The organism is Pseudogulbenkiania subflava DSM 22618 (assembly GCF_900177275.1).
In the GTDB taxonomy this organism is placed as follows: domain Bacteria; phylum Pseudomonadota; class Gammaproteobacteria; order Burkholderiales; family Chromobacteriaceae; genus Pseudogulbenkiania; species Pseudogulbenkiania subflava.
In genome coordinates, this window is the sequence record NZ_FXAG01000005.1 from 183,403 (window position 1) to 201,343 (window position 17,941).

Sequence of the window (17,941 nt, forward strand, 5' to 3'; positions counted from 1 at the left end):
ATGAGTGCTAACGTCGCTGCTGCACAGACCAAGCCGCTTGAAGGCGGGGCGTTGTGGCTGGCTGCCTTGATGCTGGCGGCCGCCAACTTCCTGGTGGTGCTCGACACCACCATCGCCAACGTGTCGGTACCCAATATTGCCGGCGGATTGGCCGTGTCCTCCAGTCAGGGGACGTATGTCATTACTTCGTACGCCGTGGCCGAGGCCATCATCGTTCCGCTGACGGGCTGGCTGGCCGCCCGCTTCGGAACGGTACGCCTGTTTGTCGTATCGATGCTGTTGTTCGGGCTGTTCTCGGTGCTGTGCGGCTTTGCCAACTCGATCGAGCTCCTAGTGCTGTTCCGTGTTTTGCAGGGCTTGGCCGGTGGACCGTTGATGCCGATGTCCCAGACCCTGCTGCAGCAGATTTTCCCGAAAGAGAAAGCCGGCGCCGCCATTGGTCTGTGGAGCATGACCACGCTGGTGGCGCCCATCATGGGGCCGATTCTGGGGGGCTACCTGTGTGACCAGGTGGGTTGGTCATGGATCTTCTTCATCAATGCGCCGCTCGCGATCACGTGCAGTTACTTTGGCTGGCAGATGCTCAAGCGCTTTGAAGGCAAGCTGATCAAGCTGCCTGTCGACGCCGTCGGGTTGGCTTTGCTTATTGCCTGGGTGGCGTCGTTGCAGCTGATGTTGGACGAAGGGAAAAATCTGGACTGGTTCTCGTCTCCCGAGATCGTGGCCCTGGCAATCATCGCCGTCATCGGCTTTGCCGCCTTCATGATCTGGGAAATGACGGCAAGCAACCCTATCGTCAACCTGCGCGTGTTTCGCCATCGTGGTTACTGGGCCAGCGTGCTGACCATTTCGCTTGCCTTCGGCTCGTTTTTTGGCGCGACGGTTCTGACGCCGCAATGGCTGCAGAGCTATATGGGCTACACCGCTACCCAGGCCGGTTACGCTACGGCCATGAGCGGCATCCTGGCGGTGATTGCCGCGCCGATCGCGGCGCAAATGTCGACCAAGATGGACCCGCGCCCGCTGGTGTTCTTTGGGGTGATGTGGCTTGGCGGTGTGACGCTGTTCCGCAGCTTCGGCACCTCCGACATGGGTTTCTGGCAGGTGGCTTTGCCCTTGCTGTTCCAGGGGCTTGGCATGCCTTTCTTCTTCGTTCCGTTAACTGGCCTTGCCATGGCCAGCGTCGAGACCGAGGAGATGGCTTCCGCGGCGGGTTTGATGAGTTTCTTGCGGACGCTATCCGGCGCCTTTGCGACCTCGCTGGTCACGACTTCTTGGGAAGACAAGGCCTCCTACAATCGGGCTGAACTGTCCGGCTTTGTCGATGCGACCGGGCAGGCCTTGCAAAGCCTGACCCAGAGCGGTATGAGTACCGAAACCGCTAGGGGTATGATCGACCAACTGGTGCAGTCGCAAAGCATCATGCTGTCGACTAACCAGATTTTCTGGCTGAGCGGACTGTCGTTCGTGATCGCAGCTTGCGCGATATGGTTGGCGCCACGCCCGACCAAGGTGGCGGATACCGGCAACGTTCATTAGAAAGGTGTCCGGTGGGCTGGCGAGTGGTCAGCCGCCAGTGTTCAAGAAAGGTCTAGAGCGTGCCCAAGGCAAAAGACCTTTCTTGCAACCGCATTGATAGGTTCTGAAAGACGCTGGCGGGAAGCTGGCTCTGCCGTACAAGCCCCTGCTGTTTCTGGCGCGTCCTGCGCCATCTCTTCTCGCTAAATTCCGCTTCCGATTCCGTGCGCGCTCGCCTGTGTCCGCGCGTCATTTCTTCCCCGGCGATTCGATCGGGCTGTTCTCATTCTCGGTGCGACAAATCCCCGTATTGATGTGCCTGGTTGTACCTGTGTACTGAGGTGTTTGGCGTTCTATCTTGAAGTTTGATGTATATTACGTATAACGTGTAAAAAATACGATAATATGAAAATGTACAATGATTATTTACATAATCGTTGCACTATAATGGCGGGGGTCAAAAAGAGGGGGTGAAATGGTGGGGTCGAGCCTAAAGGGGTTACCGGCAGGTGATGAAGTCGCGCTTTTGGTGCGCCGGGAAGGGGTGTCCGTTGCTCAGGGGGAGAATCGATCGCCTTTACATGGCGAGTCATGTCAGATTGCGGCCGGCAATGATCTGGAGGCGATCGAATGCTGGCTGGCGACGATCGATAATCCCAATACGCATCGCGCTTACCGGAAAGAGGCGTATCGTTTGTTGTTGTGGTCGATCAGCTTCCGGCAAAAAAGCATTTCCAGCTTGCGAGTGGACGATTTGCACGGCTATTTCGACTGGCTTGCGGCGCCAGAGCGTCACCGCGATTGGCCGTCACACTGGCGGTTGATCAACGGCCCGTTGAAAGAGTCCAGCCGCCGACAGGCAAAAATCATTCTCCAGGCCTTGTTCGATTATCTGGTCAACGCGGCCTATCTGGCTGCCAATCCTTTTCGCTTGCTCGGTAAAAACCAGCGCGGCAGGGAAACCATCGCGCCGGCGGGATTCGACAGCGAGGGGCAGGTGGCCATCAATCGGTGGATCGAGCCGGCTCTTTGGGGGTGGCTGGCTGAATTTCTGGGTACGCTTCCCGTCTCGACGCCGATCCGCTTGGCACGGGTCGAGCGATTACGGTTCATCCTGTTGTGGCTGTATAGAACGGCGGCGCGGCGAAGCGAGCTGGCTGGTGCGCGCATGGGGCATGTTCACCGCAGTCACGGTTTATGGCTGTGGCGGGTGATAGGCAAAGGCGGGCGCGTGGTCGATGTGCCGCTCGATCATCAGGCGTTGGAGGCTTTGGTGCGCTACCGCCGGTTCCGGGGTTTGACCGATTATCCGGGCCGTGGCGAGGGCGGGGTGCCGCTGGTTGCGGCGCTGGACGGGGAAAGGGCCGTCCAGGGCTTGCAGATCTACAGCTCATTGAAGTGGTTCTTCCGGATGGCCGAACCGGCGGCGCGAGCTGTGGAGGAACAATGGGGTGATGCCTTGAAGGGGGCTTCGACCCACTGGATTCGCCACTCCCTGGCATCTCATGCTGCCAGGGCCGGGGTGCCGATCCATCTGACCGCAGAGCGCTTGCGGCACAAGTCGCATGCCACGACGCAGCGTTACTACATCCACTCGAGCCTGAAAGAACAGGCGGAAGCATTCGATCGTGATCTGCTGCAAAGAGAGGGTGAGGGGTGACTGTGGCGCCTCATTGAAAATGAAATGACTTTATAATCACGCGCTGATTTTTTGACATGGCGGTGATATCGATAACCGCGCAGAAGGGGGCAGAGGGTGACGGATATTTATTCCCGCATTCGTCAGGTAGCGTTTGAATTGGTTGGAGAGGGCGTTTGGCCGACGGTCATCGAAGTCCGTGCACGCTTGGGCACTGGCTCGAACACCACGATCAACAACACGCTGAAGACCTGGCGACAGGAGTTCTTGTCCCGCATGGCGGTTTCCTCGCGCCGGCCCGATTGGCCGCCGGGTTTGGCCGAAGCGTTTGAGCAAATCTGGCAGCGTGCGTGTGATGAGTCCGACCACCGGTTGGAGTCGATCAAACAGGAATGGCAGACGGAACTGGCTGCCGAAAAAGGCGCAAACGACGAATTGCGGCAGTCGCTAGAAAATGCCGAGCTTGCCTTGGTCGCCACGCGGCACGAACTGGATATGGAATCTGCCAAGCTGACGGCCATGGCGGGACAGCTGAAGTCCGAGGAGGCGCGGCGGGAAGCACTGGAGCAGGGGTTGCGGGATCGCGAGCTGGCGCTGGAGAAGGCGGTGGCCCAGGTTGGCAAAATCCAGCAAGAGGCCGATGGACGATTTGCCGAGTTCAAGGAAAAGACCGAGAGTCAGGTGCGGCAAGAGAAAGAAGAAAGCGCCCGGCGTGAGGCTTTGGCGTATGAGCGCCTTGAGGGCTTGCGTGTGCGTCTGTATGAGCAGGTCGAGGAAGAGCGACAGCAGATGAAACAGGAAGTCGGAAGGCTGGAGGGAGATCTGCTCGGCACGCGCAAGGAAATGAGTCGAACCAATGCGCAGTGGCAGGAGCGGCTGACCGAGCGCGAACGAGAATGCGGACGCTTGTCGGCCAGGCTCGAGACGCTCGAAGAACAGCGCGAACAGCTCCAACGCATGCTTGATAATGAAACGCAAACCCGCCATCGGCTTAACGAGCAGCTACTGGAGATGTCTTCTGTGGTGAGCCGCTCGGAGGCCGAACGTCGCTCCATCCTGCAAGGGTATCTGGAACAACTGGTGTGCGATCTCGGCGAGGGTGCCGCCGAAATCGCGAAGATGGATGCCTCCGCCTTGCGGCAATGGCTGGAGGTGCGGGTGCCGCGTTGACGCGTCGCTAACAAAACCCTCTTGGCGTTGTTGCGCGGCCTTGCCGTACTACTTGTACTGTCTGCGGCCGCGCGCCTAGCCAAGACCGTTGCACTGGGTCTTGTTAGTGACTCTAAAGGCTGGGTTACGTGAAGAGTCGGCTGAGCGGTGCCACGATGTCATCAAGGAAGCGGGCGTCGATCTCATCGAACTCGTTCAGGTGCTCGGAGTCGACATCCAGCACGGCGGCAACCTGGCCGTCCGGTCCGTGTACCGGGACGACGATCTCCGAACGGGAGCTGGACGAGCAGGCGATATGGCCGGGGAAGGCGTCGACGTCCGGCACGACCAGCGTGCGATTTTCCTTCCATGCCGTGCCGCAGACGCCCTTGCCGTGCGGGATGCGCGTGCAGGCGATCGGCCCTTGGAACGGTGCCAGGACCAGTTCATTCTTCTTGACGACGTAAAAACCGACCCACAGCCAGTCGAAAGTCATCTTGAGGGCGGCGCACAAGTTGGCCAGCGCGGCGGTCTGGTCGGTTTCATGTGCCAGCAGGGCTTGCGTTTGCGGCAGCAGCGCCTGGTATTTTTCAGTCTTGCTGTTGCCTTCGATAATCAGTTGTTCGGCCATCTGAATTTTCGCTTTGAATCGTGTCATGCAGGGGCCGACATCTTGCCATGAAAAAGCCCGACCGAGCTGCTTGTCTCGCTCTTGGCGACAAGCTGTCCGGCCGGGCTGATGGCAATCAGCTGGCGATGGTGATTACATCGTGTGCTGGCCGCCGTTGATGGCGAGGTTGGCGCCGGTCATGAAGCCGGACACGTCGGAGGACAGATAGGTGACCAGGCCGGCGATTTCTTCCGGCTTGCCGAGACGGCCTACCGGGATCTGGGCGATGATCTTGTTGCGAACGTCTTCCGGTACTGCCATGACCATATCCGTGGCGATGTAGCCCGGGGAAATGGTGTTGACGGTTACGCCCTTCTTGGCCACTTCCTGGGCCAGGGCCATGGTGAAGCCATGCATGCCGGCCTTGGCGGCCGAGTAGTTGGTCTGGCCGAACTGACCCTTCTGGCCGTTGATCGACGAGATGTTGATGACGCGGCCCCAGCCGCGGTCGACCATGCCGTCGAGCACCGGCTTGGTCATGTTGAAGACCGAATCCAGGTTGGTGCTGATGACCGCGCTCCAGTCATCCTTGGTCAGGCGCTTGAAGGTGGCGTCACGGGTGATGCCGGCGTTGTTGACCAGAATGTCGACCGGACCGAGGTCCTGAGTGATTTTCTCGACCATGGCCTGGCAGGCTGCAGTGTCGGTAACGTCACACTGATAGGCGTAAGCCTGATAGCCGGCTTCCTTCATGTCGGCCAGCCAGGCTTGTTCCTTGCCCGGTTTGCTGTAGGTGGTGACCACGGTGTGCCCGGCAGCGGCGAGAGCCTTGCAAATCGAAGTCCCGATACCGCCCATGCCGCCCGAAACCAAAGCGATTCTCTTTGCCATTATCTCGTCTCCTGTCTGTGAAAAGCGCTGTTAAGTGCGCTGTTTTGAGGTTCTTTGCACGACAGAATAGGGGCATTGTCTGGCTTTGTAAATCATCAGCGAGATTGCATAACTTATGCTGTTATCTTGTTCAGCTCGCTTGTCAGTCTTTGTAACAATTCCATGCGATACTGGCTTATTTTCCCGCTCTTGGCGGCTTCCTTGATGGCGCAGTCCGGTTCGGCTAGGTGGGCACAATTATGGAAGCGGCACTGCCCGATGAAGGGGCGCATCTCGGGAAAATAATGTACGAGATCAGTGGCTTGAAGGTGTTTCAGGCCGAATTCCTGCAGTCCCGGCGAATCGATCAAGTGGCTGTTCGAGTCGAGATGGTAGAGCGCGGCATGCGTCGTGGTGTGCCGGCCGGAGTCGAGAGCTGTGGAAATGTCACCGATTCGTGCGCGGGCGTCCGGCAGCAAGGCGTTGGTCAGGGTGGACTTGCCCATGCCCGACTGTCCAACAAAAACCGAAGTGTGGCCGGTCAGCAGGGGGCGTAGTTCTTCCACGCTCTGTTTCGCCGACAGGCTGAGGACGTGATAGCCCAGCGCCTGATACATCTCCAGTTTCTTCAGCCAGGCTGCGGTTTCCGGCAGGTCGGACTTGTTGACCAGGATGATGGGCTCGATATCGGCGGCTTCGGCGGCGATCAGGCCCCGGTTGAGGAACTCTTCGCTTGGGGTGGGGACGGCGGCCGTCACGAACAGAATGCGGGTGACGTTGGCCGCAATCATCTTGGTTTTCCAGTCGTCCTGGCGATAGAGCAGGCTGCGCCTTTCGTGGGCGTTTTCGATGACAGCCTGTTCATCGTTCTGGATCAGGATGTCGACGAAGTCACCGCAGGCGTAGTTGACGCGTTTGCCGCGTGTGGTGCAATCGTAGGAGCGGCCGTCGGTTTCGACGATGAAGCGGCGGCCGTAGCTGCGGATGATCTGTCCGGTTTGTTTCATGCAGGCCTATTCAGCAGGGCTTCCGTTTTTGCCGCGCAGATGAAGTCGTTGAGGGTGAGGCCGTTGGCGTCGTGGGTGCTGAAATGCACCACAGCGCGGTTGTAGTGGACTGACAGGTCGGGATGATGGTCTTCCTGATGGGCAATCCAGGCCAAAGCATTCACGAAAGCCATGGTTTCGTAGTAATTGCCGAAGCGGAAGGTTTTGACCAGCTCGATGCCCTGGATTTCCCAGCCGGGCAGGGCGGAGAGATGTTGTTGCTGGCTGGTGGCGTCCAGCGGGCTCTTGCCATGTTGGGCTTGGCAATGCATTTCCATGAGGTTCATGCGTGCTCTCCTTTTAGATGGGCGATGCGTAGCGTCGCCGGCGGGTGAGAATCATAAAAGGCCGAATGCAGGGGGTCGGGGGTAAGCGTCGAGGCATTGTCCCGATACAGCTTGACCAAGGCCGACGCCAGCGCCTCGGCGGAGACTTGCGCGGCGGCAAAATCGTCGGCCTCGTATTCGTGGCGCCGTGACAGCAGGCTGGAGAGCGGTGTCAGCGGGAAGGTGAAGGCGGGGATCACCATGAAGAACAGCACCAGCGCCAAGGCGTTGCTCTGGCTGGTCAGCCCCAGTCCCTGATAGAACCAGGACGCATCGATCAGCCGACCCAGGATGAACAGGAAGCCCAGGGAAAGCGCGAAGGTGAGGCCGATGCGCTTGATGACGTGGCGCTTGTGGAAGTGGCCCAGTTCGTGGGCCAGAACGGCTTCGATCTCGTCATGTTCGAGGCGTTTGAGCAGGGTGTCAAAGAACACGATGCGTTTGCTCGCACCAAAGCCGGTGAAGTAGGCGTTGCCGTGGCTGGAGCGGGTGGAACCGTCCATGACGAAGATGCCTTGGCTCTTGAAGCCGCAACGCTGGAGCAGGGCGTCGATGCGCTGGCTCAGCGTGGCATCCTGCAGCGGTTGGAATTTGTTGAAGAGGGGGGCGATCAGGGTCGGGTAGACGGCCACCAAGAGCACGCTGAATCCGCTCCACAGCAGCCACACCCACAGCCACCACAGGCTGCCCATGATCGACATCAGCCACAAGACCAGCAGCAGTAATGGCGCACCGATCATGATGCCCAGTGTGGTGCTCTTGATCAGGTCGAGGAAGAACAGTTTGGGCGTTGTCGAGTTGAAGCCGAAGCGGGCCTCGACGCCGAAGGTGCGGGCGAGGCTGAAGGGCAAGGAGACCGCGCCGGAAACCAGACTGACCGCGCCAATCAGGATCAGTCCGCGCAGCAGGTCCGATCCGGCAAGGTTGGCCGAAAGCTGCCATAGCCCCTGCAGGCCTCCTCCCAGCGTCAGAGCCAGGATCAGCAGGGTATCGGCGACCGCATTGAGCATGCCGAGCCGGGTCTTGGCGACGGTGTAATCGGCGGCGCGCTGGTGGGCTTCCAGCGGAATGCTGTCGGCAAAGCCCGCCGGCAACTGCTGGCGGTGGCGCAGGATGTGGCGGGTGTGGCGACGGGCCAGCCACAGCCGGAGCAGCAAGGAACCCCCCAGGGCGAGCAGGAAGGCGTAGGTAAAGGCGTTTGTCATGGGAAAGAATGCGCGACGTTTGCCGGATGTGCGGCAATGGCGGAAAATACGATCGTTTAGAAAGATGGATCAGTATGGCACAAGATCAAAACAACCTCATCTGGCTCGACATGGAAATGACGGGCCTGAATCCCGATAGCGACCGCATCATCGAAATTGCCGTGGTGGTGACCGATGGCCAGCTCAACGTGCTGGCCGAGTCGCCGGTGCTGGCGATTCACCAGCCCGACAGCGTGCTGGATGGCATGGACGAGTGGAACAAGTCCACCCACGCCCGCTCGGGACTGATCGAACGGGTCAAGGCTTCGACCCTGAGCGAAACCGATGCCGAGGAGCAGATGCTGGCGTTCCTGCAGGAGTACGTGCCGGCCAAGACCTCGCCGATGTGCGGCAACTCGATTTGCCAGGATCGCCGTTTCATGGCGCGCGGCATGCCGCGGCTCGAAGCCTTCTTCCATTACCGTAACCTCGACGTGTCGACGCTGAAGGAGCTGTGCAAGCGCTGGAAGCCCGAGGTGGCGCGCGGCGTGGTGAAGAAAGGCCGTCACCAGGCCTTGGCCGACATCCTCGAATCGATCGAGGAATTGAAGTACTACCGCGAGCACTTCATCAAACTCTGATGGCTTGTGAATAAATCGGCTGCCCTCAGCCGGCCTGGTGCTGCCCACCGTGCCTCGGTACGGCTGTGCTGCCCCGGCCCGGCCCGGCCTGAGGGTGCGGCGATGGCCGCAGGGAATCCCTGGAGGATGATTTCTTTCGCCGGCTGGTTTTCCGGGCCGCCTTTCCCTGCGGGCCGCCTTCCCGTCATCAACTGGATTTTTCGATGCTGGACTACCGTCGTCACGACATCAACGGCTCACCGGTCTGGGCCAAGCTGCATCAGCACCAGCGCGCCACGCGCCACATGCACATGCGCGAACTCTTTCAGCTGGATCCGCAGCGATTCGGCCGCTTTTCACTGGAAGTCGACGGCCTGTTGCTGGATTACTCCAAGAACCGCATGACCGAACGTACCTTCGAACTGCTGTTCGAGCTGGCCGAAACGGTGAACCTGCGGGGCTGGATGGAGTCGATGCGCCGCGGTGAGCGCATCAATGTGAGCGAGGACCGCGCCGTGCTGCATACCGCGCTGCGTCTTCCTGCCGACGCGGTGCTGGAGGTGGACGGCGTCGACCTGGTGCCGCAGGTGCATGCTGTATTGCAACGTCTGCGCGCGTTCTGCGAACGGGTGCGCTCCGGCGAATGGCGCGGCTATACCGGCTTGCCGGTGAAGGACGTGGTCAACCTGGGAATTGGAGGGTCCGACCTCGGCCCGCTGGTGGTGGACGAGGCCTTGGGGCCATACGCACATCCCGGCCTGACGGTGCATTTCGTCTCCAACGTGGACGGTCAGCATATCGCCCGCACCCTGGAGAAGCTCGACCCACGTACCACCCTGTTCATCGTGGCATCGAAGTCGTTCACCACGCCGGAAACCTTGCTTAACGCCCAGGCGGCGCGGCAGTGGTTCCTGCAGGCGGCGACGGAAGCGGATATTGCGCGTCATTTCGTGGCGGTATCGACCAACGCCGACGCCGTCAAGGCGTTCGGCATCGATCCAGAAAACATGTTCGGGTTCTGGGATTGGGTGGGGGGGCGCTACTCGGTGTGGTCCGCCATCGGCCTACCGGTGATGCTGGCGGTCGGATTCAAGTGCTTCAGTGAGTTTTTGGCTGGCGGTCATGCCATGGACCGACATTTCTTCAGCGCTCCGTTCGAGCGCAACATGCCGGTGATCCTGGCGCTGATCGGCGTCTGGTACAACACCTTCTACGGTGCCCACACCCACGCCATCATGCCGTACGACCATGGTCTGCGCCGCCTTCCTGCCCATATCCAGCAATTGGATATGGAGTCCAATGGCAAGCGTGTCGGGCGCTTCGGCGAGCGGCTCGACTTCAAGACCGGGCCGGTGATCTGGGGCGAGGAGGGCGTGAACAGCCAGCATGCTTTCTTCCAGTTGCTGCATCAGGGCACCCGCCTGGTGCCGTGCGATTTCATCATCCCGATGAACAGCCACTACCGGGTCGACCACCAGCATGCCGTGCTGGTGGCCAACTGCCTGGCGCAGACAGAGGCGCTGATGCGTGGCAAGGCCGAAGCTGAAGTGATGGCGGAATTGTCCGATCTGCCGGGTGACCGGCTCGACATGCTGCTGCCGCAGAAACTGTTTCCCGGCAATCAGCCCTCCAACACGCTCGCTCTCGATAAGCTGACGCCGCACGCACTCGGCATGTTGATGGCCTTGTACGAGCACAAGGTGTTCGTGCAGGGTGTGATCTGGGGAATCAACTCGTTCGATCAATGGGGCGTCGAGTACGGCAAGCAACTGGCGCAGCGCATCCTGCCGGAGCTCTCGTCCGAAGGCGCGCTGGCGCACGACAGTTCCACCAACGGGCTGATCGCCCATTTCCGGAGTCGTCATGAGTACTGAAATGGCGTTGGCCCGCCAATTGGGCGAGTTGCTGTTGGATCGGGGGGAGCGTCTGACGCTGGCCGAGTCTTGCACGGCCGGACGGATTGCCGGGGCCGTGACCGATATTGCCGGCAGCTCGGCCTGGTTCGGCTATGGCTTCGTCACCTACAGCAACGAGGCCAAACAGCAGATGCTCGGCGTGCGCGCCGAAACGTTGGCCGAAGACGGCGCGGTCAGTGAGCGGACCGTGCGGGAAATGGCGGCCGGGGCGCTGCAGCGCTCCGGGGCCGACTGGGCGGTGGCCGTGTCGGGTATCGCCGGCCCGGCAGGTGGCTCGGCGGCGAAGCCGGTGGGGACGGTATGGTTCGCCCTGGCTGGCTGTCAAGGTGCAGCCGAGGCCTTCGCCTGCCATTTTTCCGGCGATCGGCTTGAGGTTCGTCGGCAGACGGTGGAAACGGCTCTGACCCGTCTGATACAGCTGATCGACCGTCAGCCGCTGTCCGCCTGACGACTACAGTTAGCGGTCGCAACGCCGGTTCGTCCGGCGTTTTTCATGTCTCGTCGTCAGCCTGGGAGTTGCTCTCACCCAGCTTGGCGCGCGGGTGGGTGGCATCGTAGACCTTGGCCAGGTGCTGGAAATCGAGGCTGGTGTAGATCTGCGTGGTGGACAGGTTGGCGTGGCCCAGCAGTTCCTGGACCGCGCGTAGATCGCCTGAAGACTGCAGTAGATGGCTGGCAAAAGAATGGCGCAGCATGTGCGGATGGACATGGCGGTCGCTGCCGTGGTGCAGCGCCCACTGTTCCAGCCGTTTCTCCACCTGCCGCCCGGACAGCCGCCGCCCGCTCTTGCCGGTGAATACCGCGCCCTCGCCCGGCAGGGAGGGGCGAATTGCCAGCCAGTGTTCCAGCGCCTGCCGGGCTTGGCGGCCGATCGGCAGAATGCGTGTCTTGTTGCCCTTGCCGTGGGCGGTGAGCAGGCCCTCGCTCAGATCGAGGTCGGCAAGGTTGAGTCCGGTCAGCTCCGACAGGCGCAAGCCGCACGAGTAGAGCAGCTCGAACATGGCCTGATCGCGGAGGCTTAAGTCATCCTCGGAGTCGATCGGAGCGTCGAGCAGTGCGCTGGTGGCATCGACGGGCAGGGCCTTGGGGAGCGTCTTCGGGCTTTTGGGTGGGCGGATTCCATGGCAGGGATTGGCTGGGAGCTTTTCCTGTTCGATCAGCCAATCGAAGAATCCGCGCCAGGCGGACAGCATGCGTGCCAGGCTACGGCCAATGTGCCCCTTGGCGTGGAGCCGTGCCACGGCGAGGCGGATCTGCTGTGCGGTGAGGGCGGCGGGATCCTGTCCGCCTTGCAGTGCGGCCAACGCCTGCAGGTCGCGGCGGTAGGCGCTGCGCGTGTGCGGGCTCTTGCCGGCAAGCTGCAGCGCCTGGTCGTAGCCGGCGATCCGCCGCTCCCAGCTCGTGGGCGGGGGTTCTCCCTGGTCGGGGGGGGGGTCGGGCGCGTCCTGCGGGCCAGTGTTCATGATGCAACGTTTTCTGTGGGCGGGAGAAAGCAAAAAGCCGCCCGATGACATGAAGGCGGCCGGGGTGGGGTTCGATGAATCTTACTGCTTGACGAATTCGTTCTCGATATCTTCGAGCGTGATTTCCCACGAGTCCATCATATAGCGCAGCAGGGCCATTTCCGGGTCGCTGATCTGTCCGTCGGACTTGGTGACGTCGATGGCCAGGGCGCAGGCGAGAATGCGCCGGCTCCGGTCGGTGACATCCGTCAGTAGGTTGTCGATGCGCTGCTTGTCGATGAGATGGATCGTACCATCCTGCTCATCGGCTTCGTCCGAAATGTCGTCGCAGTAGCTGATCAGCACGTCCATGAATTGCTTGCGGCCGAGGTCTAACACCTCGTAGACGTTCAACTCCTCTAGTGCCTCGATTTCGTGGTGATCCATCTCGCCGTCGGTGACCAGGAACATGGCCAGCAAGCGGGCAATGGCTTCGGCACTGTTGGGGGGGTAGGGTCTCATCATGCCATTCCTCCTTGTTGTTCTCGCGGAAAGCGCGTCATAAACACGTCGGGCATTGGCGCGATTTTCCGCTTGCCGTAATCGAAGAAGACGATTCCGGTCTTCAATCTTGCCACTTCTTGCCCGGTCTTGTCATGGCTTGCCTGATAAACCAGATCGAAACCGTACTTGTTGGGGTCGGCCAGCCCCAGGCGGAAGATCAGGCTTTCGCCATGGAAGACCTCTGCCTTGTAGACGATAGCGGCATCCGTCATGATGATGCCATGGCCCTCTACGTCGAGCTCGGTATAACCGTAGGCCTTGAAGAACCGTAGGCGCGCTTCGTGGGCCAGCCGCAGCATGGCGTCGTTGGCGAGATGTCCCCCGTAGTTGATATCACCTATCCTGATATCGAGGGTTATTTCGAAAACGAATGTTTCCGGCAGGGGAATCTGGATACGAGCCATGATCGATTCTGCTTCAAATACGGAGGAGTCTACTCACGTCCTTAACCTGCATCAACAATGAAACGTGGCGGATTTGGTACGGTGTGGTAGTCAGGGGTTATTAGATAAGGAGCATGTCATGTATCAGCGAATTTACGTACCGGTGGATGATAGCGAAACTTCCAACCTGGCCTTGGCTGAGGCTTGCAAGCTCGCAAAAGAAGTGGGGGCCAAGGTGTGCCTCGCGCATGTTGTCGACTTGGCGCAGTTTGGATGGGGGGGGACGGAGTTTCTCGATGCTTCCGAACTACAGGCTTCGATCAAGCAAGCCGGTGAGAAGGTGCTGTCCCAAGCTGAAGCCAAGGCCCAGACCATGGGTGTTCAGGTCGAGGGCAAGATTCTCGAGAGCTGGGGCGACAAGATTGCGTCGGTATTGATTGAAGACTTGCAGAACTGGCAGGCGGACTTGGTGGTCATGGGGACGCACGGCTGGAGCGGTCTGATGCATCTGCTGATGGGAAGTGTGGCAGAGGGTGTGCTAAAACAGGTCGAAGTCCCGGTCTTGTTGGTGCGTAACGTCGGCGACTGACCTGGAGTTGAGGTCGGTGTCGCGCAGCGCCATCTCCCCGGTGGGGTTCACCGGGGAGATGTCATGGGATGGTGCTGCCGATGATCAGCTGGCAACCGATTCCGACGACGAGGAGCCTTCCGTGGCGTCCAGTTTGGCACGCACTGCCTTGCGTAGGCTCTTGTAGAGGTCCGGGTGGGTCTCTTTGAGGTATTCGACGATTTCGAAATCCTCACGGCGTACCCGGGCCAGATCGACTTGCTCAACATGAACCAGGCGAAGCAGTTCGCGCACCGGTTTGGGCATGTTGCGACCGCTTTCATAGCGGGAACCGCCGGATTGGGTGACGCCGATACGGCTCCAGAATTCCTGCTGGTTCAGGCCGAGCTTTCGCCGGATTTCGCGGGGGTTGGTGATCTTCTCAAACAGTTTCATGGTAAGCCTCGTAAATTGGTAACCGGTCTTGATAAGTGTTTTTATTGGGTGCTGCTATATAAAAAATAGCAGAAAAAATCCATTAGGAATATTAGAGCGTACAAAAAAAAATAGTTCCCGTCATCGCTCATGGAATATTCCGTATTTCTTATGTTTCAAGCCGCAGGACAGGTTGCTGGATCGACGGGTGCAGAGAATCGTCCGGCGCTGATGGGCTGGGCTATGCACAACAAAGAAAGGGAGGGGTGGCGAGCCCGACCCCCGGCACTTGCACTGAATAACTGTGGCTGCTTCCTTCCGGACCTGACCAGGTTCGCTATTGTGCAATGCGGGGAGGCCCGCCATTGAGAGTTGAAAATTGTATCCCTTTAACATGGGTTTGCCAAGCAATTATTGCGGGCTGTCAGGGTATTTTTACTTCTCCATCCAATTGCACGGAGGGGTCTCATGGTTTGACGCCGTGGTCGGCAAACCATGCCAGCATTTTGGCCCAGCCGTCGCGTGCGGCGGCGGCATTGTAGCTTGGTCGGTAATCGGCGTTGAAGCCGTGGCCGGCGTCGGGGTAGATGATCAGATGGGATGGGCTGCCGGCTTTGGCTAGCTTGTCCTGCATTGCCTTGACGGTATCGAGGGGGATGCCGCTGTCGAGTCCGCCATAGAGTCCCAGAACAGGTACCTTCAATTGATCCGCCAGGTCCAGCGGGTGCTTGGGGGTCATGGCGCTGCTGCCGGCCGTCAGTTTTCCGTACCAGGCCGCCGCCGCCTTGATGGCGGTGGTATGTGCGGCGTACAGCCAGACGATACGGCCGCCCCAGCAGAAGCCGGTGATGGCCATGTGCGTGCTATCCCCGCCATGGTTGCGCGTCCAGGCCAATGTGGCATCCAGATCCTGCAGCACCTGCTGGTCGGGGACCTTGCTGACCAGTTTGGCCAGGAGCTCTTCGGTCGAGGGGTAGTCCCGTGGATTACCCTGGCGGAAATAGAGTTCGGGCGCGATGGCAAGGTAACCGGCTTTGGCCAGTCGCCGGCAGAGGTCTTGAATGTGCTCGTGAACGCCGAAAATCTCCTGTACCACCAGGATGACGGGCAGCGCCCCTTTTGCGTTGGCGGGGCGGGCCACGTAGGCGGGTAGGATTTCACCCTTGACCGGGACGCCAACCGGACCTGTGCTCAAATTCTGGCTGTCAGTGGTGATGACGGTGGCCGAGGCCGGGCTCACTGCCAATGCGAAACCGGTGCCCAGGGCCAGTTGCAAGAAGTGTCGGCGCTCGTCATCGGGATGGGAGGGGCGGCTTGACGATGTGGTCATGGTGGCTCTCCAACAGGTAATCCATGCTAGATCAATCCAGCTTTGCAAACCAGCCGGGTGTCGGGTCTTGCTCCGGCGGTCTGCTGATCAGGGAAAGCCGGGCCGCATGGTGATGTGGTGCCGTTCGATGCTGGCTGATAAAGGTGGGGCCGAGTGTTGGGGCGGGGTGTAGAATGGCGCGCATTACTGAAAGATGATGACAAGGCATAGTGCACATGAAAAGAACGGATCTGGAAAAGAACAAGGGGCTGAAGATCAACGGCAAGATGGCTCAGGCCGGCGTGCCTGCCCGCTACGGCCAGCAGGCGGGCGGAGCGCTGGATAAGAAGGAACGTCGCAAGCTCGATCAGGCTCAGGGCCTGGTGCCTTTCGCGGTGAAGCTGCCGGGAGATCTGGTCAAGGAGTTGCAGGCGCTGGCTCAAGAGCGCCAGCTTGCCATGAGCGATCTGGCCGTGGAGCTGTTGAAGAAGGGCTTGTCCGCCTGAATCGGAGCGGACGATGGCAAGCAAAACGGCACGTAACGTGCCGTTTTGCTTTTGGTGTGGCCGTGATAACGGCAGTCAGGGGCGTGTGGCCGCCGTGGCGGCCGCTGCATCGAGCGGCAGGAACTGCAGCAAGGGGGCGCCGAGCAAGGCTTGGCTGTAGTTGATGGCGGCGCGGCGATACTTCTCGTCGGAGAAGGCCGCGAGCAAGTTGAGTCGGCCGACGATCTTGCCGAATTCACGTTCGAAGCTGAGGTTCTGTTCGCTATCGCTAAGTTCGTTGGCTCGCAGCATGGCTTTGCCGTCGTCACCTTTGCGGTTGGATAGCAGCCAGGCCGCCACTTCGACATTGTAGGAGGCGTTGGCGAGCTTGCCGGCGTCGAGACCGTCCAGCAGGTAGTGTTCGGTCTTGCCGTCGTAACAGTCGAGCAGCATGCTCCCCAGGCCGTAGATCAGGGTGCCGGCGCGATCGCCCTTGAAGTGAGGGTCGAATGCCGTGGTGAGGGCGGCGACCGCGCGCACCTTGCCCAGGGCTGGGAGGGGCTGGTTGAGGCGAATGGCCTCCATGATTTGCCGATGAGCTTCGTCGCGACTGCCCGCGCCGCCCGCGCGCCAACTGGATGGGTTGCGCTTGTACAGTTTGTCGAGCAGCAGGCTCAGACTGTCGAGGTTGTCGCGCATGGTGAGATTGGCGACGCGGTTGCCGTCGCTTTGCCCTAGCTGCTCCACGCTGAAGCCATCGCCGCTAACCGGCTTCTTGCCGGGCGGTGAGGAACAGGCGAGCAGCAGTCCGCAGAGGCACAGCGGGAGCAGGCGGGAGGCAGTCTGCGGTAGGTGGGGCATGGGGCGTCTTGAGGCGATAACGGTGTTGCCGTATGTAGCATGCCGCCGCGCACCGCGGCAAGCGAGCGCGGCGGCATCATTTCCCTGCCCCGGTGTTTAGTGTTGCTTGGTGGGGGTGTGGAGGCCCAGGGCAGCCCAGCCTTCGTGCCCGAGTTCCTTCATTGTCGCGATGTTTTTTTCGTAAATGGCGTCGGCCTCGGGGAAAGCCTCGACGGCACGATCGATGCTGCTCTCCCGCAACAGGTGCAGCGTGGGGTAGGGGGAGCGGTTGGTGAAGTTCTCGATGTCGTCCTTGTCGGTATCTTCGAACTGGTAGTCCGGATGGAAGCTGGCCACCTGCAGGGTGCCGGCGTAGCCCAGCTCTTCGACGACGTTGTCGGCGAGGTCGAGAAAGTCGTTGTAATCCAGGAAGTCGGTGAGCGTGTCGGGGTGGATCAGCAGGGTGGTGTCGATCTCTTCCGGGGCGGTTTCGTCCAGTAGTTGCAATTCACGTTCGAGCTCTTCCAGCAGGGCGTCGATGTGGGGGGCGTGGCTCACTACGAAGCGCACCTGGTTCTTGACGTAGACGGACTTGGCAAATGGGCACAGGTTAAGGCCGATGACGGCTTTTTCCACCCATTGGCGGGTGGCGGTGATGATGTCGTTGTCGCTAGGAGTAGTCATGTCGCGGTCCGGTGAGGGTGGTGTCGTTTGTGGGATTTCATTGTAGACGGGCATGAAAAAACCCGGAACCAGTCCGGGTTTTTTCTGGAACGCTTAGTCGCGGTAAGAATTACAGCGGCTGAATGTTCGAGGCTTGCTTGCCCTTCGGACCCATGGTCACGTCGAAGCTTACGCGCTGGTTTTCGGCCAGGGTCTTGAAGCCGTTGGCTTTGATCTGGGAGAAGTGAGCGAAGATATCGTCGCCGCCTTCGTCCGGGGTGATGAAGCCGAAGCCTTTGGAGTCATTGAACCACTTAACGGTACCAGTTGCCATGGTATTTCCCATCTATATAAAAATAATGATATGAATTTAAGTGCATGAAAATCAAGGGAAA

Annotated in this window: 21 protein-coding genes and 1 other RNA gene; 8 read left to right on the forward strand and 14 right to left on the reverse strand. The window is 60.1% G+C overall.

The annotated features are described in order from the left end of the window. From B9N72_RS06825 to B9N72_RS06840, 3 genes are all read left to right on the forward strand, one after another. On the forward strand, nucleotides 1–1,539 hold the full coding sequence (locus B9N72_RS06825; RefSeq protein ID WP_085275676.1) for a DHA2 family efflux MFS transporter permease subunit: 1,539 nt from the start codon (nucleotides 1–3) through the stop codon (nucleotides 1,537–1,539). Between the two features lie 454 nt (nucleotides 1,540–1,993). After that, nucleotides 1,994–3,178, forward strand: a complete 1,185-nt coding sequence (locus B9N72_RS06835; RefSeq protein ID WP_085275678.1) for a tyrosine-type recombinase/integrase — start codon at nucleotides 1,994–1,996, stop codon at nucleotides 3,176–3,178. A gap of 96 nt (nucleotides 3,179–3,274) precedes the next feature. Next, the gene (locus B9N72_RS06840; RefSeq protein ID WP_085275679.1) at nucleotides 3,275–4,327 is read left to right on the forward strand and encodes a DNA-binding protein; all 1,053 of its coding nucleotides are present in this window, start codon (nucleotides 3,275–3,277) and stop codon (nucleotides 4,325–4,327) included. A gap of 124 nt (nucleotides 4,328–4,451) precedes the next feature. Here the strand turns inward: B9N72_RS06840 and B9N72_RS06845 are convergent, their stop codons facing one another. The 5 genes from B9N72_RS06845 to B9N72_RS06865 all read right to left on the reverse strand — a co-directional run bounded on the left by B9N72_RS06845 (nucleotide 4,452) and on the right by B9N72_RS06865 (nucleotide 8,363). Beyond that, nucleotides 4,452–4,937, reverse strand: coding sequence for a GAF domain-containing protein (locus B9N72_RS06845; protein ID WP_085275680.1), 486 nt, complete (start codon nucleotides 4,935–4,937; stop codon nucleotides 4,452–4,454). Between the two features lie 132 nt (nucleotides 4,938–5,069). Beyond that, nucleotides 5,070–5,807, reverse strand: a complete 738-nt coding sequence (gene phbB / locus B9N72_RS06850) for a beta-ketoacyl-ACP reductase (RefSeq protein ID WP_085275681.1) — start codon at nucleotides 5,805–5,807, stop codon at nucleotides 5,070–5,072. A 113-nt stretch (nucleotides 5,808–5,920) separates the two neighbouring features. Beyond that, a complete protein-coding gene (rsgA, locus tag B9N72_RS06855; protein WP_085275682.1) occupies nucleotides 5,921–6,793 on the reverse strand; it encodes a ribosome small subunit-dependent GTPase A in 873 nt (290 codons plus the stop codon). Continuing rightward, nucleotides 6,790–7,119: a 4a-hydroxytetrahydrobiopterin dehydratase gene (locus B9N72_RS06860; protein ID WP_085275683.1), complete on the reverse strand. Its 330-nt coding sequence runs from the start codon at nucleotides 7,117–7,119 to the stop codon at nucleotides 6,790–6,792. Before B9N72_RS06860 ends, rsgA begins: the two co-directional genes overlap by 4 nt. Then, nucleotides 7,116–8,363, reverse strand: coding sequence for a M48 family metallopeptidase (locus tag B9N72_RS06865; protein WP_085275684.1), 1,248 nt, complete (start codon nucleotides 8,361–8,363; stop codon nucleotides 7,116–7,118). The genes B9N72_RS06860 and B9N72_RS06865 overlap by 4 nt, the downstream gene beginning before the upstream one ends. Nucleotides 8,364–8,437: 74 nt before the next feature. On the opposite strand from B9N72_RS06865, the gene orn reads away from it, so the two are divergent. The 3 genes from orn (at nucleotide 8,438) to pncC (ending at nucleotide 11,326) form a co-directional block, all read left to right on the forward strand. Then, nucleotides 8,438–8,983: an oligoribonuclease gene (gene orn / locus B9N72_RS06870; protein ID WP_008952816.1), complete on the forward strand. Its 546-nt coding sequence runs from the start codon at nucleotides 8,438–8,440 to the stop codon at nucleotides 8,981–8,983. Nucleotides 8,984–9,186: 203 nt separating this feature from the next. After that, the gene (pgi, locus tag B9N72_RS06875; protein ID WP_085275685.1) at nucleotides 9,187–10,836 is read left to right on the forward strand and encodes a glucose-6-phosphate isomerase; all 1,650 of its coding nucleotides are present in this window, start codon (nucleotides 9,187–9,189) and stop codon (nucleotides 10,834–10,836) included. Then, nucleotides 10,826–11,326 (forward strand): nicotinamide-nucleotide amidase, encoded by a 501-nt coding sequence (gene pncC / locus B9N72_RS06880; protein WP_085275686.1) that lies wholly within the window; start codon nucleotides 10,826–10,828, stop codon nucleotides 11,324–11,326. The genes pgi and pncC overlap by 11 nt, the downstream gene beginning before the upstream one ends. Nucleotides 11,327–11,369: 43 nt before the next feature. On the opposite strand, the gene xerC is transcribed toward pncC, so the two are convergent. From xerC to B9N72_RS06895, 3 genes are all read right to left on the reverse strand, one after another. Then, on the reverse strand, nucleotides 11,370–12,341 hold the full coding sequence (gene xerC, locus B9N72_RS06885) for a tyrosine recombinase XerC (protein ID WP_085275687.1): 972 nt from the start codon (nucleotides 12,339–12,341) through the stop codon (nucleotides 11,370–11,372). 81 nt (nucleotides 12,342–12,422) lie between these two features. Beyond that, a complete protein-coding gene (locus tag B9N72_RS06890) occupies nucleotides 12,423–12,845 on the reverse strand; it encodes a tellurite resistance TerB family protein (protein ID WP_085275688.1) in 423 nt (140 codons plus the stop codon). Continuing rightward, on the reverse strand, nucleotides 12,842–13,288 hold the full coding sequence (locus B9N72_RS06895) for a thioesterase family protein (protein ID WP_085275689.1): 447 nt from the start codon (nucleotides 13,286–13,288) through the stop codon (nucleotides 12,842–12,844). The genes B9N72_RS06890 and B9N72_RS06895 overlap by 4 nt, the downstream gene beginning before the upstream one ends. Nucleotides 13,289–13,406: 118 nt before the next feature. Here B9N72_RS06895 and B9N72_RS06900 point away from each other — a divergent pair, with 118 nt between their 5' ends. Further along, nucleotides 13,407–13,856: a universal stress protein gene (locus tag B9N72_RS06900; RefSeq protein WP_085275690.1), complete on the forward strand. Its 450-nt coding sequence runs from the start codon at nucleotides 13,407–13,409 to the stop codon at nucleotides 13,854–13,856. Nucleotides 13,857–13,940: 84 nt separating this feature from the next. On the opposite strand, the gene B9N72_RS06905 is transcribed toward B9N72_RS06900, so the two are convergent. From B9N72_RS06905 to B9N72_RS06915, 3 genes are all read right to left on the reverse strand, one after another. Further along, a complete protein-coding gene (locus B9N72_RS06905) occupies nucleotides 13,941–14,270 on the reverse strand; it encodes a helix-turn-helix domain-containing protein (RefSeq protein ID WP_008952809.1) in 330 nt (109 codons plus the stop codon). 244 nt (nucleotides 14,271–14,514) lie between these two features. Next, nucleotides 14,515–14,613: signal recognition particle sRNA small type (gene ffs / locus B9N72_RS06910), an RNA gene on the reverse strand. 102 nt (nucleotides 14,614–14,715) lie between these two features. Next, nucleotides 14,716–15,579 (reverse strand): dienelactone hydrolase family protein, encoded by an 864-nt coding sequence (locus B9N72_RS06915; protein ID WP_085275691.1) that lies wholly within the window; start codon nucleotides 15,577–15,579, stop codon nucleotides 14,716–14,718. 215 nt (nucleotides 15,580–15,794) lie between these two features. Here B9N72_RS06915 and B9N72_RS06920 point away from each other — a divergent pair, with 215 nt between their 5' ends. After that, complete coding sequence (locus B9N72_RS06920) at nucleotides 15,795–16,064, forward strand: hypothetical protein (protein WP_085275692.1); 270 nt, start codon at nucleotides 15,795–15,797, stop codon at nucleotides 16,062–16,064. A 75-nt stretch (nucleotides 16,065–16,139) separates the two neighbouring features. Here the strand turns inward: B9N72_RS06920 and B9N72_RS06925 are convergent, their stop codons facing one another. The 3 genes from B9N72_RS06925 to B9N72_RS06935 all read right to left on the reverse strand — a co-directional run bounded on the left by B9N72_RS06925 (nucleotide 16,140) and on the right by B9N72_RS06935 (nucleotide 17,880). Continuing rightward, complete coding sequence (locus tag B9N72_RS06925) at nucleotides 16,140–16,904, reverse strand: hypothetical protein (RefSeq protein WP_085275693.1); 765 nt, start codon at nucleotides 16,902–16,904, stop codon at nucleotides 16,140–16,142. Nucleotides 16,905–17,000: 96 nt separating this feature from the next. Further along, nucleotides 17,001–17,567, reverse strand: a complete 567-nt coding sequence (locus B9N72_RS06930; protein ID WP_085275694.1) for a DUF1415 domain-containing protein — start codon at nucleotides 17,565–17,567, stop codon at nucleotides 17,001–17,003. Between the two features lie 109 nt (nucleotides 17,568–17,676). Continuing rightward, nucleotides 17,677–17,880: a cold-shock protein gene (locus B9N72_RS06935; RefSeq protein WP_008952804.1), complete on the reverse strand. Its 204-nt coding sequence runs from the start codon at nucleotides 17,878–17,880 to the stop codon at nucleotides 17,677–17,679. Nucleotides 17,881–17,941: the final 61 nt, after the last annotated feature.